At 43.1% G+C, this 17,920-nt stretch carries 15 protein-coding genes; 9 read left to right on the top strand and 6 right to left on the bottom strand.

What is annotated here, in order from left to right; genetic code table 11:
- The first annotated feature begins 157 nt into the window (after positions 1 to 157).
- From L4C32_RS17560 to L4C32_RS17540, 5 genes are read left to right on the top strand one after another with little or no spacing between them, the layout of a single operon-like run.
- The gene (locus tag L4C32_RS17560) at positions 158 to 823 is read left to right on the top strand and encodes an amino acid ABC transporter permease (protein ID WP_428198195.1); all 666 of its coding nucleotides are present in this window, start codon (positions 158 to 160) and stop codon (positions 821 to 823) included.
- A 2-nt stretch (positions 824 to 825) separates the two neighbouring features.
- Entirely contained in the window at positions 826 to 1,497 is a 672-nt protein-coding gene (locus tag L4C32_RS17555) for an amino acid ABC transporter permease (RefSeq protein WP_428198194.1), read from the top strand.
- Positions 1,498 to 1,506: 9 nt separating this feature from the next.
- Positions 1,507 to 2,241 (top strand): amino acid ABC transporter ATP-binding protein, encoded by a 735-nt coding sequence (locus L4C32_RS17550; RefSeq protein ID WP_428198193.1) that lies wholly within the window; start codon positions 1,507 to 1,509, stop codon positions 2,239 to 2,241.
- Positions 2,241 to 3,155 (top strand): glycosylasparaginase, encoded by a 915-nt coding sequence (locus L4C32_RS17545; protein ID WP_428198192.1) that lies wholly within the window; start codon positions 2,241 to 2,243, stop codon positions 3,153 to 3,155. The genes L4C32_RS17550 and L4C32_RS17545 overlap by 1 nt, the downstream gene beginning before the upstream one ends.
- A 14-nt stretch (positions 3,156 to 3,169) precedes the next feature.
- Positions 3,170 to 3,964 (top strand): transporter substrate-binding domain-containing protein, encoded by a 795-nt coding sequence (locus L4C32_RS17540; protein ID WP_428198191.1) that lies wholly within the window; start codon positions 3,170 to 3,172, stop codon positions 3,962 to 3,964.
- An 8-nt stretch (positions 3,965 to 3,972) separates the two neighbouring features.
- Here L4C32_RS17540 and L4C32_RS17535 read toward each other — a convergent pair whose 3' ends face one another.
- From L4C32_RS17535 to msrB, 3 genes are all read right to left on the bottom strand, one after another.
- On the bottom strand, positions 3,973 to 5,013 hold the full coding sequence (locus tag L4C32_RS17535) for a LacI family DNA-binding transcriptional regulator (protein ID WP_428198190.1): 1,041 nt from the start codon (positions 5,011 to 5,013) through the stop codon (positions 3,973 to 3,975).
- Positions 5,006 to 5,749 carry a copper homeostasis protein CutC gene (locus L4C32_RS17530; RefSeq protein WP_428198189.1) on the bottom strand — a complete coding sequence of 248 codons (744 nt, stop codon included), beginning with the start codon at positions 5,747 to 5,749 and terminating at the stop codon, positions 5,006 to 5,008. Before L4C32_RS17530 ends, L4C32_RS17535 begins: the two co-directional genes overlap by 8 nt.
- A 70-nt stretch (positions 5,750 to 5,819) precedes the next feature.
- Positions 5,820 to 6,962 (bottom strand): peptide-methionine (R)-S-oxide reductase MsrB, encoded by a 1,143-nt coding sequence (gene msrB / locus L4C32_RS17525; protein ID WP_428198188.1) that lies wholly within the window; start codon positions 6,960 to 6,962, stop codon positions 5,820 to 5,822.
- A 200-nt stretch (positions 6,963 to 7,162) separates the two neighbouring features.
- On the opposite strand from msrB, the gene L4C32_RS17520 reads away from it, so the two are divergent.
- Positions 7,163 to 8,011: a hypothetical protein gene (locus tag L4C32_RS17520; protein ID WP_428198187.1), complete on the top strand. Its 849-nt coding sequence runs from the start codon at positions 7,163 to 7,165 to the stop codon at positions 8,009 to 8,011.
- A 71-nt stretch (positions 8,012 to 8,082) separates the two neighbouring features.
- On the opposite strand, the gene L4C32_RS17515 is transcribed toward L4C32_RS17520, so the two are convergent.
- Both L4C32_RS17515 and L4C32_RS17510 read right to left on the bottom strand, forming a co-directional pair.
- Positions 8,083 to 8,646, bottom strand: a complete 564-nt coding sequence (locus L4C32_RS17515; RefSeq protein WP_428198186.1) for a hypothetical protein — start codon at positions 8,644 to 8,646, stop codon at positions 8,083 to 8,085.
- Positions 8,647 to 8,726: 80 nt separating this feature from the next.
- Entirely contained in the window at positions 8,727 to 10,325 is a 1,599-nt protein-coding gene (locus tag L4C32_RS17510; protein WP_428198185.1) for an isocitrate lyase, read from the bottom strand.
- A gap of 287 nt (positions 10,326 to 10,612) precedes the next feature.
- Here L4C32_RS17510 and L4C32_RS17505 point away from each other — a divergent pair, with 287 nt between their 5' ends.
- From L4C32_RS17505 to speB, 3 genes are all read left to right on the top strand, one after another.
- The gene (locus L4C32_RS17505; protein ID WP_428198184.1) at positions 10,613 to 12,778 is read left to right on the top strand and encodes a malate synthase G; all 2,166 of its coding nucleotides are present in this window, start codon (positions 10,613 to 10,615) and stop codon (positions 12,776 to 12,778) included.
- 280 nt (positions 12,779 to 13,058) lie between these two features.
- A complete protein-coding gene (gene speA / locus L4C32_RS17500) occupies positions 13,059 to 14,951 on the top strand; it encodes an arginine decarboxylase (protein ID WP_428198196.1) in 1,893 nt (630 codons plus the stop codon).
- Positions 14,951 to 15,877, top strand: a complete 927-nt coding sequence (gene speB / locus L4C32_RS17495; protein ID WP_428198183.1) for an agmatinase — start codon at positions 14,951 to 14,953, stop codon at positions 15,875 to 15,877. The genes speA and speB overlap by 1 nt, the downstream gene beginning before the upstream one ends.
- Positions 15,878 to 15,932: 55 nt before the next feature.
- Here the strand turns inward: speB and L4C32_RS17490 are convergent, their stop codons facing one another.
- A complete protein-coding gene (locus L4C32_RS17490; RefSeq protein WP_428198182.1) occupies positions 15,933 to 17,849 on the bottom strand; it encodes a methyl-accepting chemotaxis protein in 1,917 nt (638 codons plus the stop codon).
- Positions 17,850 to 17,920 lie beyond the last annotated feature (71 nt).

Below are 17,920 nucleotides of genomic sequence, written 5' to 3'. Positions count from 1 at the left end.
GTTATATCTTCCCCCCCAAAAGGCGATGACGAAAGTTGTCGCCTTTTTTTATAAAAATAATAGTGTGACTCAATCGACACATGGGGTAATTTATTATTGTTAGTGACAATTTAAACACCTATAGTGAAACCGATTTCAGTCAGAGGCTAAACACTGTATGTTTGATATAAGTATTGTTATTAAATATCTAGATTCTTTCATTGATGGCTTTGCTATAACAGCGGCAGTGAGTGTGATGTCAATCATTGGCAGCTTTGTCGTTGGCTTATGTATCATGGTTGCTTGTGTTAGTCAGAGCAAAGTGCTTAATAAGCTAGGTTATGGCTACATTGAATGCTTTCGAAATATCCCCTTTATTGTGCAAGTATTTTTTATTTTTTACGGCTTACCAGAGCTCGGTATATTTATTGACCCTTACACCACAGGGGTGCTTGCATTATCAATTGCCGTTGGAGCCTATTGCGCTGATATTCTAAGAGCAAGTGTTCAACAGGTTGATGTGGGTATTATTGAAGCGGCTCAATCTTTTGGCATTGAACGGAAAAAAATATACAGCAAAATTATTCTTCCTATTGCATTAAGAACATCAATTAGACCGATTGGTTCTGTTTTTATTAACCTAATTTTGACCACATCAATTTTATCTACTGTCACGTTAAATGAGTTGACAGGTACTGCGAAAATTATTGCTGCCGAAACATTTAGACCGTTTGAAGTCTACTTCTTTTTATTACTGTTTTATTGCGTTCTTACTTACTCTTTGTCGCTCATTATTTCGTTAATTCATAGAAAACTTAATCAACAATTTTTGGTGGGAGAATAATAATGTCAAGTCATGAATTTGTCCCATACGACCTTATTGTTTTATTAAATGGTATATCGATATCACTGTATGTATTTATGGTATCTAGCCTTTTAGGTGGTGCTTTTGGGATCGTATTGGCACTCACTCGTCATTACCGTTTTCCCGTAATCAGCTCAGTATCCACATTCACTGGTGAATTTTTAAAAAACTCGCCAGTGTTGGTTCAACTTTTTTTGATCTATTTTGGCTTGCCAATTTTTCTAGGGGTCAATCTGACAGCAACAGAAGCTGCGATGATTACGCTCACTGGTAATACTGCTGCATTTGTCTCTGTTATTGTAGTGTCGGCAATCGCATCAATAGATAAAGGTCAGGTGGAATCAGCAAAGAGTTTCGGTCTATCTGAAATGAAGATCCTAACCAAAATCATTACTCCCCAAGCGCTATTAGTCGCCATTGCGCCATTGATTGGATTAGCAGTGAACCAACTGCAGGTCACCTCATTGATCTCTGTCATTGGCGTTATGGATATCACTAAAGTCGGACAAATATTGAATCAGCGTACTTGGCAGCCGTTTGTTGTGTGGCCCATTATCGGCATGACGTACTTCTTATTATCTTTCCTACTTGCCAAAGCAGGTAAACGCGTTGAGAACAAGCTAAAGCAGCATCAACATTGGGAAAACATCTAAAGGTTTATCATGATTAAAATTGAAAATGTAGAAAAGCGCTTTGGAGACCTTCACATTCTTAAAGGTGTCTCTCTGACCATAAATAAGGGTGATGTTATCTCTATTCTTGGGGCAAGTGGTTCAGGAAAATCAACACTGGTTCGTTGTATTAATGGCTTAGAGAGGATCCAAGCCGGTACGATCACCGTGGACAACCTAAACGTCAGTGATAAGAAAGAGTTAACCAGCATTCGGAAAAACGTATCGACTGTTTTTCAGCATTTTAATCTGTATCCACACCTTTCTATTATCGACAATATTACCTTAGCACCGATTGAAGTGTTGGGTAAATCGAAAGAAGAAGCAAATAGTAAGGCGATGGAGTTACTTGATATCGTTGATTTATCGGATAAAAAGGATGCCTATCCAGCACAGCTATCAGGAGGACAAAAGCAGCGTATTGGTATATGTCGAGCGTTAGCTATGAACCCTGATTACTTGCTGCTTGATGAAGTAACCAGCGCACTTGACCCAGAAATGACGTCAGAAGTTCTGGATGTGTTGTCTGAATTGGCTCGCACTGGAACAACACTTATTCTTGTCACCCACGAAATTGCTTTTGCTAAAAAGATCTCAAACCGAATTGTATTTTTAGATGAAGGCAAAGTTCGAGTTGATCTTGCAAAAGATGAGTTCTTCTCGGATGAAGGCGGCAAAAAAGATGCGCGTATCGCAAGATTTTTAGAAAAAATGGATAGTAAATAATGATTGTTCTCTCAAATTCAGAAGCGTGGCCAGGCATCGATGATACAGCAGCGATGTTGGAAAATGGTGATAACGGTTTGGACGCCATTATTCATGGCATTGAAAAGGTAGAAGCTGAGCCTCGCATCCGTAGTGTCGGATATGGCGGTTGGCCAAATTTACTCGGTGACATGGAGTTTGATGGCGCGGTGATGGACGGTGACTCACTACTCACTGGCGCTGTTGGTGCTGTAAAAGATCACTATCACGTAACCCGTGTTGCTAGAAAAGTGATGGAAGAGTTGAATCACGAGATTTTGGTAGGGGAAGGGGCGACACGATTCGCATATGAGATGGGATTTCGTTGCTCTAATCCATTGCTTGAAGACTCAAAGCAGGTCTGGTGGAAAAAGCTTCAGGAGATCACAGGGCAAGAGACTCCAGACTTATCAAAGTGCGACCTTGCTCCTCTTAATACCATGATTACCGATCCTGAAAAGGTTCGTGATACCACAGTATTTTTAACTAAAGACCTTAATGACAGTGTCTATTCAGCAACGAGTACATCAGGTTGGGCTTGGAAATACCCTGGCAGACTTGGCGACTCTCCTATTGTTGGTGCGGGCTTTTACGCAGACAGCCGCTATGGCGCTGTGGCATGTACCCATACTGGCGAGATGACCATACGTGCTAATACGTCATATTCGATTGTGATGGCAATGCGATTAGGGTATTCGCTTCAAGCCGCTGTTGATATGGCCATTGAAGAGCTTGTTTTACTTAAAGGCGGATTTTTAGGCGGTGTGGTAATCCATGCCATTGATAACAAAGATAATCACCGTGTAGTCAATGTTGGCTGCGAGGGCGATATAAAGTACTGGGTTTATAAATCTGGTATGGATAAGCCGCAAGAGTGCATTGCGGAAAAATACTAATAAGGGATTAAATTATGAAATTCAGAACGGTTATTGCCACACTCCTCACAGGGTTTATTGCGTTGAGCTCTTCCTCTACATTTGCAGGTAAACTGGAAGATATTCGTGAGCAAGGTTATATACGAATTGGTGTCTCTCTTGGAGGGGAACCTATTGGTTTTCGAGACATCAAAAACCAACCAACCGGTTATGATGTTGATTTAGCGAATCGCCTTGCGGAAAAACTTGGCGTAGAAGCTCGATTTACAGATGTGCACGGTGATGCGCGTGTCTCTATGCTGTTCTCTGATCAGTTGGATGCTGTTATTGGTAATATGTCAGCGACACTTGAACGCGCTAAGTCAGTGAATTTTTCTATTCCATATGCAAGAGCAGGTCTGCGAATTATTCATCAAAAAAATGCAGAGATTGAATCATTAGCTGATTTGGATGGTAAGAAAGTCGTTGTAGGCCGAGGTTCAACAGGCGAAACATTCCTTAAACGTGAAGTTCCGGGCGCTGAGCTTGTTTATACTGATAACTTTGCACCTGATGGTATCTTACTGCTGCGTCAAGGGCGTGTAGATGCTGGTATTGAAGACAGTTCACTCGTAGACTACTTAGCAACGCAAACGGATCGTCTAGAGACACTTTCTGGCTTGCACTCTAATGATCCAATTGGTGTCGGTATAAAGAAAGGTGACGCTGAATTTTTACGCTGGATGGATATGTTTGTATCTGAGTACATCAGTTCAGGTGATTATGAAGAGTCATACAAGAAGTGGTGGGGAGCGGATGCAAACCCACCTTCATTGAAACCTATTTGGTAATAACTCAATTACAGTCGGTTATGATTTAAGTAGAACTGAGTTTCAATAATAAGATGGCTTTCCGTTGAGGGGAGCCATTTTTCGTTGGTGCTTTTATCACTTTTTTTCTCATTAACTTGAGTGTATTGGGCTTGTTTTACGACTGAGATAATCGATTGCACAAAGTCCAGTTTGTTAAAACCAATCGTCGAGAACTGGTAATCACCACGGCGAGAAAACTCTGTATTATCAAACCCAAAAATACGGTGTGAATAGTGATTGATGGCGTTGGCCTTGAAGTAATCCACTGCAGCCATTGCCATGGAGTCAGAGGTACAAAAAATGGCTAACTCCTCACTGTCCTTGATAGACGATGAGGTTAAATAGGCCAAGGCTTCATTATAGGAGTAATCGCAAAAAGCCGATGCTTCTACCGTTATATCATGTCGAGTTAAGTGGGCTAAGTAATGAGAGACTCGTTGGATCTCATTCGCTGAGGATTGTCGCCCTCCAATTAATATCGCGCGCTTTATTCCTTTACTATTAGCATAATCTATAGCGTCTTTAATACCTGGCTCTTCGTTGACTTTTACCGAGTAACCCATCTCTTGGCTTTTGCCATTGAGCATGATGATATTGTTAGTATAAAACAGAGAACCTGCAAGCTCAGGCTCAATAAGATCAGAGAGAATTAACGCCGCATCTACACGTTGAACAAATGCGTTTTTTTGCAGCTCGTCAATATCATTAGCTGATTTTAGACGGACAAACAGTGCTTGTTTTCCAATGGATTGGATTCCTTGAATTAAGGAGTCAAACAAGGTTAAGTCGCTGACATCTGAAAGGTGATTAACCACAATAGCAATGAGGCCAGTTTCATTGTTCGCAAGGCTCTGAGCAAAAGGATTTGCCACATACCCTAAAGATTCAGCTGCTTGCAATACTCTTGCTTTTTTGTCGGCTGAAATTGGACGATTTTTACCTGATAGCGCTCTGGAAGCGACTGCTTTTGAGACTTCAGCTAACGCTGCAACGTCTGAAAGGGTAGGAGGGGTATTCTTTCTATTCATTAAGTAACCTAACCACCTGATTTACTTTCTCAAAGTCAGTGACATCTATAAGTTGGTCATCACTGGCTTGCACCCCCATGCTCACCGATGTCCCAAGGTCTATCATTGCTGAAGCTCGTTGAGTTTTACCAGATAAGTGAATTTCATGAGCACCCGTTAATTCAATAAGTTGAAGTGCATTAGAGTGATTAACTCCACAACCAGGCATGATGGAGAGACGATTATTGGCACGCTGAACAAATTGGGTCAGTTGATCAATCCCTTGAGCGGCGGTGGCTTGTTGTCCAGAGGTTAGAATGCGCTCACACCCGAGATCAATGACCTGCTCTAGTGAATATTGCCAATCGTGAACAACATCAAAAGCACGATGAAAAGTGATACCGAGTTCACCCGCACTCTTTACCCATTTTTGACAGGCTTGCACATTAATCGAAGCATCCGCATTGAGTGCTCCAATCACAACACCGTTAATGCCTAGGTCACGCATCATTTGAATTTCATCACTCATGCTGTCTATTTCATTAGATGAAAATAGAAAATCCCCCGCTCGAGATCGAATCATTGAGTAGATTGGGACTGGGCTATTTTTGACAGCATAATTGGCAAATGCCCAGTTTGGTGTGATGCCACCTACAGATAAAGCACTGCACAATTCGATGCGCTTTGCACCTGCTTCGATGGCGGTGTGTAGAGATTCGATATTATCGACGCAAACTTCAACTAGAGTGTTTCTCATTGCTACTGATACCATGTCAAAATATTGGGTTCAGTATACCATGAGCTTTGTTAAAGCGTTCGGATAACATCTATATATCAAACAGTTTTAGGTATTCGCTGTATCCCTCTTCATTCAACTTTTCTTTTGCGATAAAACGCATCGCCGCAGAGTTCATGCAGTAACGAAGACCTGTAGGTTTTGGTCCATCTTTAAACACATGACCTAAGTGAGAATCACCATATCGGCTGCGCACTTCGGTTCTTGGGTAAAACAGTTTGTAATCAGTTTCTGTTATGACATATTCGTCACTGATTGGTTGGGTGAAGCTTGGCCAACCCGTGCCAGATTTGTATTTATCAGTAGATGAAAATAGCGGCTCACCCGTGACGATATCGACATAGATGCCTTCCGCTTTATTATCCCAATACTGATTTTTGAATGGACGTTCAGTGCCATCTTCTTGAGTCACTTCATACTGCAGTTCAGTGAGCTTTGCTCTGATTTCTTCATCGGTTGGTTTTACATATTTTGAGGCACTACTCGCCATCTTTTTGCTGTCGATGATCGCTCTTATGGTCTGAGGATTCTCTTTTCTATCATCGCCAAACACACCGTCTAAATATTGATCACGACCGGATGAAAAGCGGTAGTAGTTGTAACGAACGGGGCTCTTTTTGTAATAGTCTTGATGGTACTCTTCTGCGGGCCAAAACTTTTCAAACTTGATTAACTCCGTAGCGAGAGGTTCAGGGTAAATCATGGCTTGATCGATTTCACTGATGAACTGCTGAGTGGTAACGATCTGCGCTTGATTGGTATAGAAAATAGCTGGGCGATATTGTGGACCACGGTCGACAAACGATCCTTTGGCATCAGTTGGGTCAATGTGGCGAAAGAAGTAATCGAGTAGTTGCTCGTATTCTACCACTGCAGGATCGTAAGTGACTTTGATCACTTCAATGTGACCTGATTTTCCCGATGAAACCTGTTTGTAGGTCGGATTATCTAATTTGCCACCCGAATAACCTGATATAACCTCAACCACACCATCTAGCTTTTCAAGATCAGATTCAGTACACCAAAAGCAGCCGCCCGCTAATGTTATCTCTTCGTAGCTGCCGTTTGCTGACACTTTACTTATAGTATCAGCAGTACCTGTTTGGCTTATAAATAGGGATATCAGCGGCAGGGTGACCGTGATTGAAAGTAATATCTTGGTTAATGTCTTCATAAATACCTCAGGATGTAGATCGTAATGGCGGCACTAATGTTGTTTAGTGTAAATATAGAGACAGGACTCCGTCAGAAAATATTTCAAGGTGAGTAATAATAGAAAGTAATTTGCTTAATTACGTGTTATTCGACATAAAATTGACAAAAAAAAGAGATAATAACGACATAGAATAAAAGTTGTTATTTGAGGAAGTGAATATGAATACAGTAAAAAAATCAGTTGCAGTCGGCCTGTTAGCCCTATTGACTGTTGGTGCATACTCGCTATTAACTGGTAAAGAAGTGAATGACATCTCTACTGATTCACCTCACTCTTCCATCCAGTTAGCGTCGTCATCTACTTATTTAATGGTTAAAGATTATCTTGCTAGTTCTATGGCCTATAACCAAGACACTCGTGAATTTCTGATGACGAGTGATCATCCTCATACCCTTTTTGCTGAACCAATTTCTACCTTAATGGTGCTTGCGGACGATTTAGTAACAGTGAAGCAGACACTGGATATACCGAGTGACTCTGACTTGGAAGGGTTGGCGTATGTTGGCAACAATATGGCTATCGCAATTTCCGAGAAAGGCACGATCTATCGTTTGAAAAACGATGGGGAAAAGTGGTCGTTATTAGACAGTAAAAAGGGACTCATTGGTCAAGTGACCAAAGTGGCTTCACTAGCAACAGATGTTGAAGCTGATAAACTGTACACGGCAGAAAAAGAGGGGAAAAAGAACCTTTATATCATGGATATGCAAGGTCAACTTGAGAGAACCATTGAGCTAAAGTTTGATAATCCTGCTGGTGCGTATAGTCTAGAGAGTGATTTCACTATTGCAGGCTTAACGTATCATAACGGCTATCTATATATGTTGAGTGAAGCGTATTCAACGGTCTTTAAATTTGACCTGAAAACAGAAAAAATTATTCAAGCGTATGGGTTAAGTGACTCTCATGAAATGGGAGGGTTAACTTTTCGTGACGGTCACTTTGTGACGGCGGGAGATGCTGAGAGCTACTTACCGGATCCAGTAATCTCTGAGTTTAAGTTGTAATCGCATCATAGTGCCCCGCAATAAAGGAGCCCTTGATTGCAAGGGCTTCGTTTCGTTTACACTGATTCATTTTACGCTATCACTAATTGAACACAGTCAATATGGATGTCTTGGTTAATATAAGCCATGCCAAGCAGACGTAAGAAATCCATTCGATCAGTATTTCTTAGGTCAATATCTGGCGCTTCTAGGCCACTGTTTTGGTAGATTGTTGCTAAATTCGCCATAAATCTCTCGCCACTCTCCATCTGTAACAAACTCACCGCTCCAACATCTGGTTTTATTTTTTCTCGTTGCGGTTGTGGCAAATTGATAGCGATAACAATCGGCTCTTCCTCACCTTCAAAACGAACATGGCGCTTGTGAACAGTTTGGCTTGCCCAATAGTAAGCGAGCTCTTTGCTTTGAGTCAGAAATACAGGCTCGACCAATTCAGTATAGTGGTTACCAATGGTGGTCATGGTGTTTTTGGCGGCTTGATTGATGGCTATATCTCCGGAACGGTTTAATCCTTGCTCTTGAATCGAGGGTAGTAGGGCAGAAGAGGTACCGTGATACCAGAGACCATTAGTGGCAAAACCGTCAGTTGAAAGAAGGTCTTTAGCATCTTGAAGGTGTTGGGGAGTTCGATTCATATTTTCCTCAGAAGATAATAATCATTAATAAGAAGAGTGAGGCGGCGCGTTGACCGCCTCTTATCAATAACCCATTTAGGTTAGCTGAATTGGTTTGAGGTATTTAATGCCCCGCCAGCCTTTAATGCATTTTCACCAGCAAAGTACTCTTTGTGATCATCACCCATGTCTGAACCCGACATATTTTGGTGCTTAACACAGGCGATGCCTTGACGGATCTCTTTACGTTGAACTCCTGCGACATAACCCAGCATACCAGCGTCACCAAAGTACTCTTTGGCTAAGTTATCAGTCGATAGGGCTGCGGTATGGTACGTTGGCAGAGTGATCAAGTGATGGAAGATCCCTGCTTCACGTGCAGAGTCTGCTTGGAAAGTACGGATCTTGTCGTCGGCACGTTTAGAGAGCTCAGATTGGTCGTACTCTTCACTCATCAAGTTTGCTCGGTCATACGATGAAACGTCTTCGCCCGCTTCTTCCATAGAATCAAACATCTGCTGGCGGAAGTTAAGAGTCCAATTAAAGGATGGTGAGTTGTTATAAACCAGTTTTGCAGTAGGGTGCACTGCACGTACCTCGTCCATCATGGCTTTAATCTGACCTATGTGCGGCTTTTCGGTCTCAATCCACAGCAGATCCGCCCCTGCATTGATCGCTTCGATACAATCAAAGACACAACGAGCCTCACCAGTACCTTGACGGAATTGATACAGACCAGACGGCAGACGTTTAGGGCGAACTAACTTACCGTCGCGATTGAAGCAGACATCCCCTTCGGCCATTGCGGTAACGTCGATCTTTTCAACATCAAGGAAGGAGTTGTACACGTCACCTTGATCGCCGGGTTCTTTTACCACGGCAATCTCTTTGGTCAGGCCTGCACCTTGGGAGTCAGTACGAGCCACAATGACACCGTTATCAATACCAAGTTCTAAAAAGGCGTAACGCAACGCGCGGAGTTTGGCATGAAAGTCAGCGTGCGGAACGGTGACTTTACCGTCTTGGTGCCCACACTGTTTTTCGTCGGCAACTTGGTTTTCAATCTGTAAACAACAAGCACCCGCTTCAATCATCTGCTTAGCCATTAAATAGGTGGCTTCTGCGTTACCAAAACCGGCATCAATATCGGCAACAATGGGCACTACGTGGGTAACGTGGTTATCAATTTGATCTTGAATCGCGATCTGTGCGTTATAGTCATTGGTTTCACGCGCGTCATCTAAAGCACGAAATAGTCCGCCTAATTCACGAGCATCCGCTTGACGCAAAAAAGTATAGAGCTCTTCAACGAGGCCAGCGACACTGGTCTTTTCGTGCATCGATTGGTCAGGCAGTGGACCAAAGTCAGAACGTAGAGCAGCAACCATCCAACCTGAAAGGTAGAGGTAACGTCGATCAGTCTGGCCGTTGAAGTGCTTTTTTACGGAGATCATTTTTTGTTGACCGATAAATCCATGCCAGCAGCCTAAAGACTGAGTGTACTGAGAACTGTCTGCGTCATAAGCAGCCATATCAGCACGCATGATATCTGCAGTGTATTGAGCGATATCGAGACCAGTCTTGAATCTGTTTTGTGCTCTCATTCGAGCCGCTGACTCAGGGTTAATTGCATCCCAAGGAGCACCTGCATTACGCTTTGCAACTCCAATCGTTTCGATGTCTTGTGAGATATTTGACATTGCTCTTCCTTAATTTACAGGTTAAAAGTTGGCTCAAAGTCGGCCGTTTGCTAAATCTAAATCGTGAATCCAGTCTAAACGCCGAACCCACTATTTTTATAATTTATAGTTTTTATGTTCGATATATATTTTGTGAATAGAGGTTGAGGAGGCACTGCTCTGAGATTCACAGAGTGGGCAATATTGATTGGTTAGATAGTGGTTATAAAAATGATAAATTCGCTTAATTTTTGTTAACTCTATAGAATCAATAGACATTGTCATTAGTCGCATTTTAGAGAGAACCTATGAGCTTACGTATTCAACAGGGTAGCTTGCACATCGATAGCACCCTCTTCGCACTAGTTAACGATCAAATCATTCCAGGCACGGGCATTAATGCGGATGACTTTTGGTCGTCTTTTGAGCGCATTCTTAACGAGTTAGCGCCTAAAAATAGAGCCTTATTAGAGAAACGTGATGTATTGCAAAAGCAGATTGATGCATGGCATACAGCGCGCGTAGGCCAACCCCTAAACCCTGTTGAATATAAAGCCTTCTTGCAAGAAATTGGTTATTTGGTTGAAGAGGGGGAGGACTTTCAAGTCGCAACTTCCAGTGTTGAACCCGAGATCGCTACCCAAGCTGGGCCACAATTAGTGGTACCCATTATGAACGCTCGTTTTGCGTTGAATGCGGCCAATGCGCGTTGGGGCAGTTTATATGATGCCTTGTATGGTACTGACGTGATCAGCGAAGAGCATGGCGCAGAGAAGGGGGGAGGTTTTAATCCAATCCGTGGTGAGAAAGTCATCGCTTATGGCCGCCAATTTCTTGATAGCAGTGTGCCATTAAACGGTGCGTCTCATACCTCAGTAACTCACTACAGCATTGATAACGGTTTAAAAGCTCAGTTGGAGAGTGGTGAACAGGTGATGCTAAGCGATAACGAACAGCTGATTGGTTATCAAGGAGACGCTGCTGCACCTACCGCAATATTACTTAAACACAATAACTTGCACCTAGAGATTCAAATCGATTCAAACAGTGCTGTGGGCAAGTTAGACCGAGCTGGTGTCAATGATTTACTTCTGGAGTCAGCGCTCACTACTATTATGGATTGTGAAGACTCGGTAGCAGCGGTTGACGGCGAAGATAAAGCGCTGGCGTATAAAAACTGGCTGGGCCTAATGAAAGGGGATTTGCAGGAGTCCCTACAGAAAAAGGGTAATACAATAGTTCGTCGTTTGAATGACGATCGCGTATATATCAGTGAAGATGGCAGTGAAGTTACGTTAAAAGGCCGAAGTATGCTCTTTATTCGTAACGTGGGGCACTTAATGACTAACCCTGCTATCTTGGACAACGACGGAAACGAAGTGCCTGAAGGTATGATGGATGGCATGATCAGCTCACTGATCGCGATGCATGATTTAAAGGGTAACAGCCGTTTCCAAAATTCAACCGCTAATAGTATCAACATCGTAAAACCTAAAATGCACGGTCCTGAAGAAGTGGCCTTTACTAGTGAACTATTTGGCCGTATTGAAGATGCGCTAGGGCTGGATCGTAACACTATTAAAGTGGGTATTATGGACGAAGAGCGTCGTACCTCTGTCAATTTGAAAGAGTGTATTCGTGCGGCGAAAGAGCGAGTAGTATTCATCAATACTGGTTTCCTAGACCGAACAGGGGATGAGATCCACACCAGTATGGAAGCGGGCCCGTTTGCCCCTAAAACGCAGCTAAAAAGCATGACTTGGATTGGAGCATACGAAGATCAAAATGTGGACTTGGGAATTGCTTGCGGTCTACAAGGCAAAGCGCAAATCGGTAAAGGAATGTGGCCGGAGCCTGATAACATGGCCAAGATGATGGGGGCAAAAATTGCCCATCCACAAGCGGGTGCTAATACCGCTTGGGTTCCTTCTCCTACTGCCGCCACTCTGCACGCTCTGCATTATCATCAGGTGAGTGTGCCAAGCCGCCAAGAAGAGTTGAGCACTCGCATTCGAGCCAACGTGGATGACATTCTCACCATCCCGTTATTGGGAGATCAAGCTCTGACTGAAGATGATATTCAAAGAGAACTGGATAACAACACTCAAGGTATTTTAGGTTATGTAGTTCGTTGGATAGATCAAGGTGTAGGTTGTTCTAAAGTACCCGATATTAATAATGTCGGTTTAATGGAAGATCGCGCTACGTTGAGAATTTCAAGCCAACATATTGCCAACTGGTTACGTCATGATATTTGCAGCAAAGAGCAGGTGATGGAGACGATGCAGCGTATGGCGGCTGTGGTTGATAAGCAGAATGCTTCCGATACCAGTTACCGTAATATGGCACCAAACTTTGAGAGTAGCGTTGCCTTTTCTGCTGCTTGTGAATTGGTGTTTGAGGGTTGTGCGCAACCAAGTGGTTATACAGAGCCAGTACTGCATGCCATGCGATTGAAGCTGAAAGCACAGTAAATTTAAGCATTTAAAGCACAAGTAATATGGTTAAAACACCCGAACTGTTGTTGTACAACGGTTCGGGTGTTTTTTTATGCGGAAAGCGCTATTCGATAACCTTTTTTAATCGTGACCATCATGATTTATCGTTGGACTCATTTTTAAGAATGTTGGTTAATGCCGTGGATGCTATCGTTATATTAACGTTTAGTATTGGGTTATGCCTCGCACTTTTGATGAGGCATTTTCTATCAATGACCCTATTGTGTGAGGTCTAGGTTTGGAAAATTCGGTTAATTTGGAGCGCATCCGTGCAGAGTATAATGTGAAGCATTGGAGCCAAGGTTTTTATGGTATTGACGACAGTGGCGAGGTGTATGTATCACCAAGAAGTGACAGCCAGCATCAAGTACCGTTAAGTCAGGTTGTGAAGCAGTTAGAGCAACGAAATATCGGGTTGCCTGCGCTGGTGCGTTTCCCGCAAATTGTGCACCAACGAGTGCACAGCATTTGCGATGCATTTAACCAAGCAATAGAAGAGAGCCAATACCAAAATAAATATTTACTGGTTTATCCAATAAAAGTGAACCAGCAAAAAGAAGTTGTAGATGAAATTTTAGCTAGCCAGGCTCAACTTGAGCAGAAGCAATTAGGCTTAGAGTCCGGCAGCAAACCAGAATTACTGGCCGTATTGGCATTAGCACAAAAAGCGAGCTCAGTGATTGTTTGTAACGGTTACAAAGATCGCGAGTATGTTCGCTTAGCATTGATCGGTGAGAAACTGGGCCATCAAGTGTTTATTGTGTTGGAAAAACTGTCAGAGCTTGATTTGGTTCTATCAGAAGCGAAAGCATTAGGGGTCACACCTCGATTAGGCTTGCGCATTCGCCTCGCTTCTCAAGGGGCTGGCAAGTGGCAAGCCAGTGGGGGGGAGAAGTCGAAATTTGGGCTGTCAGCGTCACAAGTTTTAACGGTTATTGAACGCTTGAAAGCGGAAGAACAGCTAGATATTTTACAGTTGGTGCATTTCCACCTGGGCTCTCAAATGGCCAACATTCGAGATGTTCGTAACGGAGTGAGCGAAGCGGCTCGATTCTATTGCGAGCTTCGTGATATTGGCGCCAACTTGACCTATTTAGATGTCGGTGGTGGTTTAGCGGTGGACTACGATGGTACTCGAAGCCAATCATCGAACTCGATGAATTATGGGTTGGCTGAATATGCTCGAAATATTGTGATGAGCATAGGGGATGTTTGCCAACAATATTCACAGCCGATGCCAGTGATCATCTCTGAATCGGGACGTTCTTTAACAGCGCATCATGCGGTTTTGGTGACTAATGTCATTGGTACTGAGAGTTATACCCCAGAAGCGATTGGTGAGCCTAATGAAGATGCCCCACAATTGATGCATAACATGTGGCGTAATTTGCAACAGCTTGAAAATGGCAGCGATGATCGAGCATTAATCGAAATCTATAACGATACGCAAAGTGATGTGTCTGAAGCGCACAATCAATTTGCGACGGGTATGTTGAACCTTCAACATCGTGCGTGGGCAGAGCAAATATCATTACGCATCAATTATGAATTGAGTGTGAGAATGTGCACCAAGAACCGCTTTCATCGTCCGATTTTGGATGAGTTGAGTGAGCGTTTGGCGGATAAGTTTTTTGTCAATTTCTCACTGTTCCAGTCACTGCCTGATGCGTGGGGGATTGATCAAGTATTCCCGGTATTGCCATTAAGTGGCTTGGCAAATGTAGAAGAGCGCCGTGCAGTGGTTTTGGATATTACCTGCGACTCTGATGGCACCATACACCAATATGTAGATGGGCAAGGTATTGAAAAAACACTACCTGTACCAGCCTGGAATCCAGATGAACCTTATTTGATGGGTTTCTTTTTGGTGGGAGCCTACCAAGAGATATTGGGTGATATGCATAACTTGTTTGGCGACACACACAGTGTGGTGGTTAACGTTGACGAAGAGGGCAAGGCCAACATCGATTACATCAATGAAGGTGACACGGTAGAAGACATGATGCGTTATGTACATATTGACGTGGACTTGATCCGTCAAAACTATCGCGATCTCGTCAGTTGCCGCGTGGCAAAAGAGGAGCAGCAGAGCGTGCTTGAGGAGTTAGAGCAAGGTCTAATGGGATACACTTATTTGGAAGATTTTTAATGAAAGATCTCTTTACTAAAACGGACTACTCACTCTATTCAAACGCAATGACGTTTATGCGTCGACCTTTGGTGAAAAACCCATTGGAGGTTGAAGCGGATGTGGTTGTGTTAGGAGCGCCTTTGGATATGGCAACATCAGGTCGTCCTGGTGCGCGCTTAGGTCCAGATGCTATTCGTCGTGCCTCAGTTAACTTGGCATGGGAGGAGAAGAAGTTCCCTTGGGACTTCAACCTCTTTGATCGCACTCAGGTGATCGATGCAGGGGATTTGGTGTTTGATTGTGGCGATGCGGAAGATTTTACTCAGCGCATGGAAGCGGCGGCAGATGCCATTATAGCCAGTGGAAAAACGTTACTAGGCTTAGGGGGAGATCACTTCATCACCTTACCATTGCTGCGTTCGTACGCCAAAAAATATGGTGAAATGGCGTTGATACATTTCGATGCACATACCGATACTTACAGCAATGGTAGCCGTTATGATCACGGCACCATGTTCTACCATGCTCCTAAAGAGGGATTAATCAGTGTTGAGCACTCTGTGCAGATTGGCATACGCACCGAGTACCAAGCAGATGGGCACGGTTTTAATGTGATCAATGCGATGCAAGCGAATGACATGAGTGCCGAGCAGGTTGTTGAACAGGTAAAAGGCATCGTAGGAGATAGGCCGGTTTATTTAACATTCGATATTGACTGTTTGGATCCCGCTTTTGCCCCCGGAACTGGAACACCAGTGTGCGGTGGTTTGAATTCAGATAAAGTGCTGAAAATCCTTCGTGGTTTAGTCGGTATTAATCTCGTGGGAATGGATGTGGTTGAAGTGTCACCGGCGTATGATCACAGTGATATCACTGCATTGGCTGGTGCAACCATCGCTTTGGAACTGCTCTATTTGTGGAGTGCCACTAAAGTGGCAAAGTAACACATTGAAAATGGCTACCTTTGGTAGCCATTTTTTATTGACAGTACTGAACGTGTTAACTTAATTTAAAGCGAGAAACGAGCTCTTCAAGCTGCGCTGCTTGAGCTCGTAGCTCATCACAGTCCATGCCCGCTTGTTTGGCATAGGTAGCGTTAGACTCTGCAATAGAAGCAATATCCGTTACCGTGTTACTCACCTCAGCGACCACACTGGTTTGCTCTTCAGTCGCAGTGGCAATTTGAATATTCATATCATTCATATTCTGTATTGAGCTGGATATCTCAGTCAGCTTCTTACCAGATGTTATAGCAAGTTGCTTGGAAATTTCAGCTGTTTTCACACCACTTTCCATCGCTTGGACACTTTGATCCGATTTGTGTTGAAGGCGTTCAATAATGGTTTTTATCTCGCCTGTCGATTGGTTACTTCGTAGCGCAAGAGTACGTACTTCATCAGCAACAACGGCAAATCCACGTCCTTGGTCTCCAGCACGAGCCGCTTCAATAGCAGCATTAAGAGCCAGTAAGTTTGTTTGCTCAGATATGCCATGAATCACTTCTAACATGCTATTAATCGCGACGGCTTCTTCGGCTAATTGTTGAATGACCTCGGTGGTAGATTCAAGCTTACTTTCCATTTCAGTAACATGTGAAATCGTCTCTTCTACCGACTGATGGCCGTCAACAGCATCCACATCAATTTGAGTTGTGCTCTGTGCGGCATGATTAGCGTTAGAAGCGATTTCATCAGCGGTGTGCCCCATCTCTTGAATTGCGGTGGCCATCATTTCAGTTTGGCTCTGCTGTTTTAGTACATCCTGGCTGATGTTGTTCATTTGAACATCTATGGATTTAACCCCATTTAGTAACTGACTACTGGTTGATTGAACCTGTTCGAGCATTTGAGCGAGTGACTCAACAAAGCGGTTATAGCTACCTGATAGTGCCCCAATTTCGTCATTGGTACTGTCATCAAGACGGCGAGTGAGATCGCCTTCACCAGATGAGATCTCTTCAAGCATTTTTCCTACATGATTCAATGGATTGATCACAGTAGTAATGAGCCAAGTCGCAATAGCAGTAAACAGTATTGTGATGCCGACACCGACAAGAATCAGTGTTCGTGTCAATTCAGAGGTATCTTGAAAGACTTCATCGGCGGAAAGTTCAGCAACCACAAACCAATCGAGTAAAGGGAGATATTGGGAAGCGACAATCTGATCGCCGTTAGAACCTGATAATGAACTAATTTGAATCGTCGTTTTATTTAAGAAGTTTGGCATTGGTTGATCGAAGTAATCAGACAGTGTCTTATCACGAGACGCTTGCGAACGGTGAAGCTGAATGACACCGGCTGCATCGGTTAAAAATACCTGACCTTGTTCACCAATTTTGTAGGCTTTGATCATCTCGGTCATTTCGGCCAGTGGTAAGCCTATACCCGCTACACCAATGGTATTGCCATTATTTTTGATGGCGTAGTTAATAAAAAGTACGGCAATGTTACTTTCAGAATCGATATCCAGTGAAAGCGCATAGGGTTTTCCACTTTGTAAGAACTGATAAAACCACTGATCACTGGCTTTCTGTGAAGATAAGGTTTTGATACGTCCTCGTTCAGTATAATAATTACCGCTTTGGGCTGGGATGAAAAAGGCAGTAAGGGCGTCGTACTCATTTTTTACTGAGGTTAAGTATTGACTGACCTGTTGTGAGTGAGCATCGAGTTCGCCATTTTGGATCAAAGGAAGATAATCTGGGTTGGTTGCAAGGGCTTTTGATACAACTAGTGGGGTGGTTAAGCTTTTTTCGACCCCTTCAGTAACGGAAAGTAAAACGGAAGGTAGTTCAGTATTATACAGCCTCTTTTCAATTGAATCAGTTGCTGCTTGGCTAGCAATAAAAGTCAGTATTGTTGAGGTGAAAACAATCGCTGATACAGTGGTTAATATTAACTTTTTCTTAATATTCATGAAAAAAGACTCCAAATGCTAAAGTAATAGTTATATCAATTGCAGTAGTTTGATTGAGAGCATTTATATGT

It is taken from the genome of Aliivibrio kagoshimensis (genome assembly GCF_050337105.1).
GTDB classification, from domain to species: domain Bacteria; phylum Pseudomonadota; class Gammaproteobacteria; order Enterobacterales; family Vibrionaceae; genus Aliivibrio_A; species Aliivibrio_A kagoshimensis.
The sequence above is the reverse complement of the archived record's forward strand: the minus strand, read 5'-3'. Positions and strand labels throughout refer to the sequence as shown.

What these genes read in the sequence shown, in the direction of transcription:
- L4C32_RS17560 (WP_428198195.1), top strand. Translation starts at nt 158, where the DNA reads ATGTTTGATATAAGTATTGTTATTAAATATCTAGATTCTTTCATTGAT.
- L4C32_RS17555 (WP_428198194.1), top strand. Translation starts at nt 826, where the DNA reads ATGTCAAGTCATGAATTTGTCCCATACGACCTTATTGTTTTATTAAAT.
- L4C32_RS17550 (WP_428198193.1), top strand. Translation starts at nt 1,507, where the DNA reads ATGATTAAAATTGAAAATGTAGAAAAGCGCTTTGGAGACCTTCACATT.
- L4C32_RS17545 (WP_428198192.1), top strand. Translation starts at nt 2,241, where the DNA reads ATGATTGTTCTCTCAAATTCAGAAGCGTGGCCAGGCATCGATGATACA.
- L4C32_RS17540 (WP_428198191.1), top strand. Translation starts at nt 3,170, where the DNA reads ATGAAATTCAGAACGGTTATTGCCACACTCCTCACAGGGTTTATTGCG.
- L4C32_RS17535 (WP_428198190.1), bottom strand. Translation starts at nt 5,013, where the DNA reads ATGAATAGAAAGAATACCCCTCCTACCCTTTCAGACGTTGCAGCGTTA.
- L4C32_RS17530 (WP_428198189.1), bottom strand. Translation starts at nt 5,749, where the DNA reads ATGAGAAACACTCTAGTTGAAGTTTGCGTCGATAATATCGAATCTCTA.
- msrB (WP_428198188.1), bottom strand. Translation starts at nt 6,962, where the DNA reads ATGAAGACATTAACCAAGATATTACTTTCAATCACGGTCACCCTGCCG.
- L4C32_RS17520 (WP_428198187.1), top strand. Translation starts at nt 7,163, where the DNA reads ATGAATACAGTAAAAAAATCAGTTGCAGTCGGCCTGTTAGCCCTATTG.
- L4C32_RS17515 (WP_428198186.1), bottom strand. Translation starts at nt 8,646, where the DNA reads ATGAATCGAACTCCCCAACACCTTCAAGATGCTAAAGACCTTCTTTCA.
- L4C32_RS17510 (WP_428198185.1), bottom strand. Translation starts at nt 10,325, where the DNA reads ATGTCAAATATCTCACAAGACATCGAAACGATTGGAGTTGCAAAGCGT.
- L4C32_RS17505 (WP_428198184.1), top strand. Translation starts at nt 10,613, where the DNA reads ATGAGCTTACGTATTCAACAGGGTAGCTTGCACATCGATAGCACCCTC.
- speB (WP_428198183.1), top strand. Translation starts at nt 14,951, where the DNA reads ATGAAAGATCTCTTTACTAAAACGGACTACTCACTCTATTCAAACGCA.
- L4C32_RS17490 (WP_428198182.1), bottom strand. Translation starts at nt 17,849, where the DNA reads ATGAATATTAAGAAAAAGTTAATATTAACCACTGTATCAGCGATTGTT.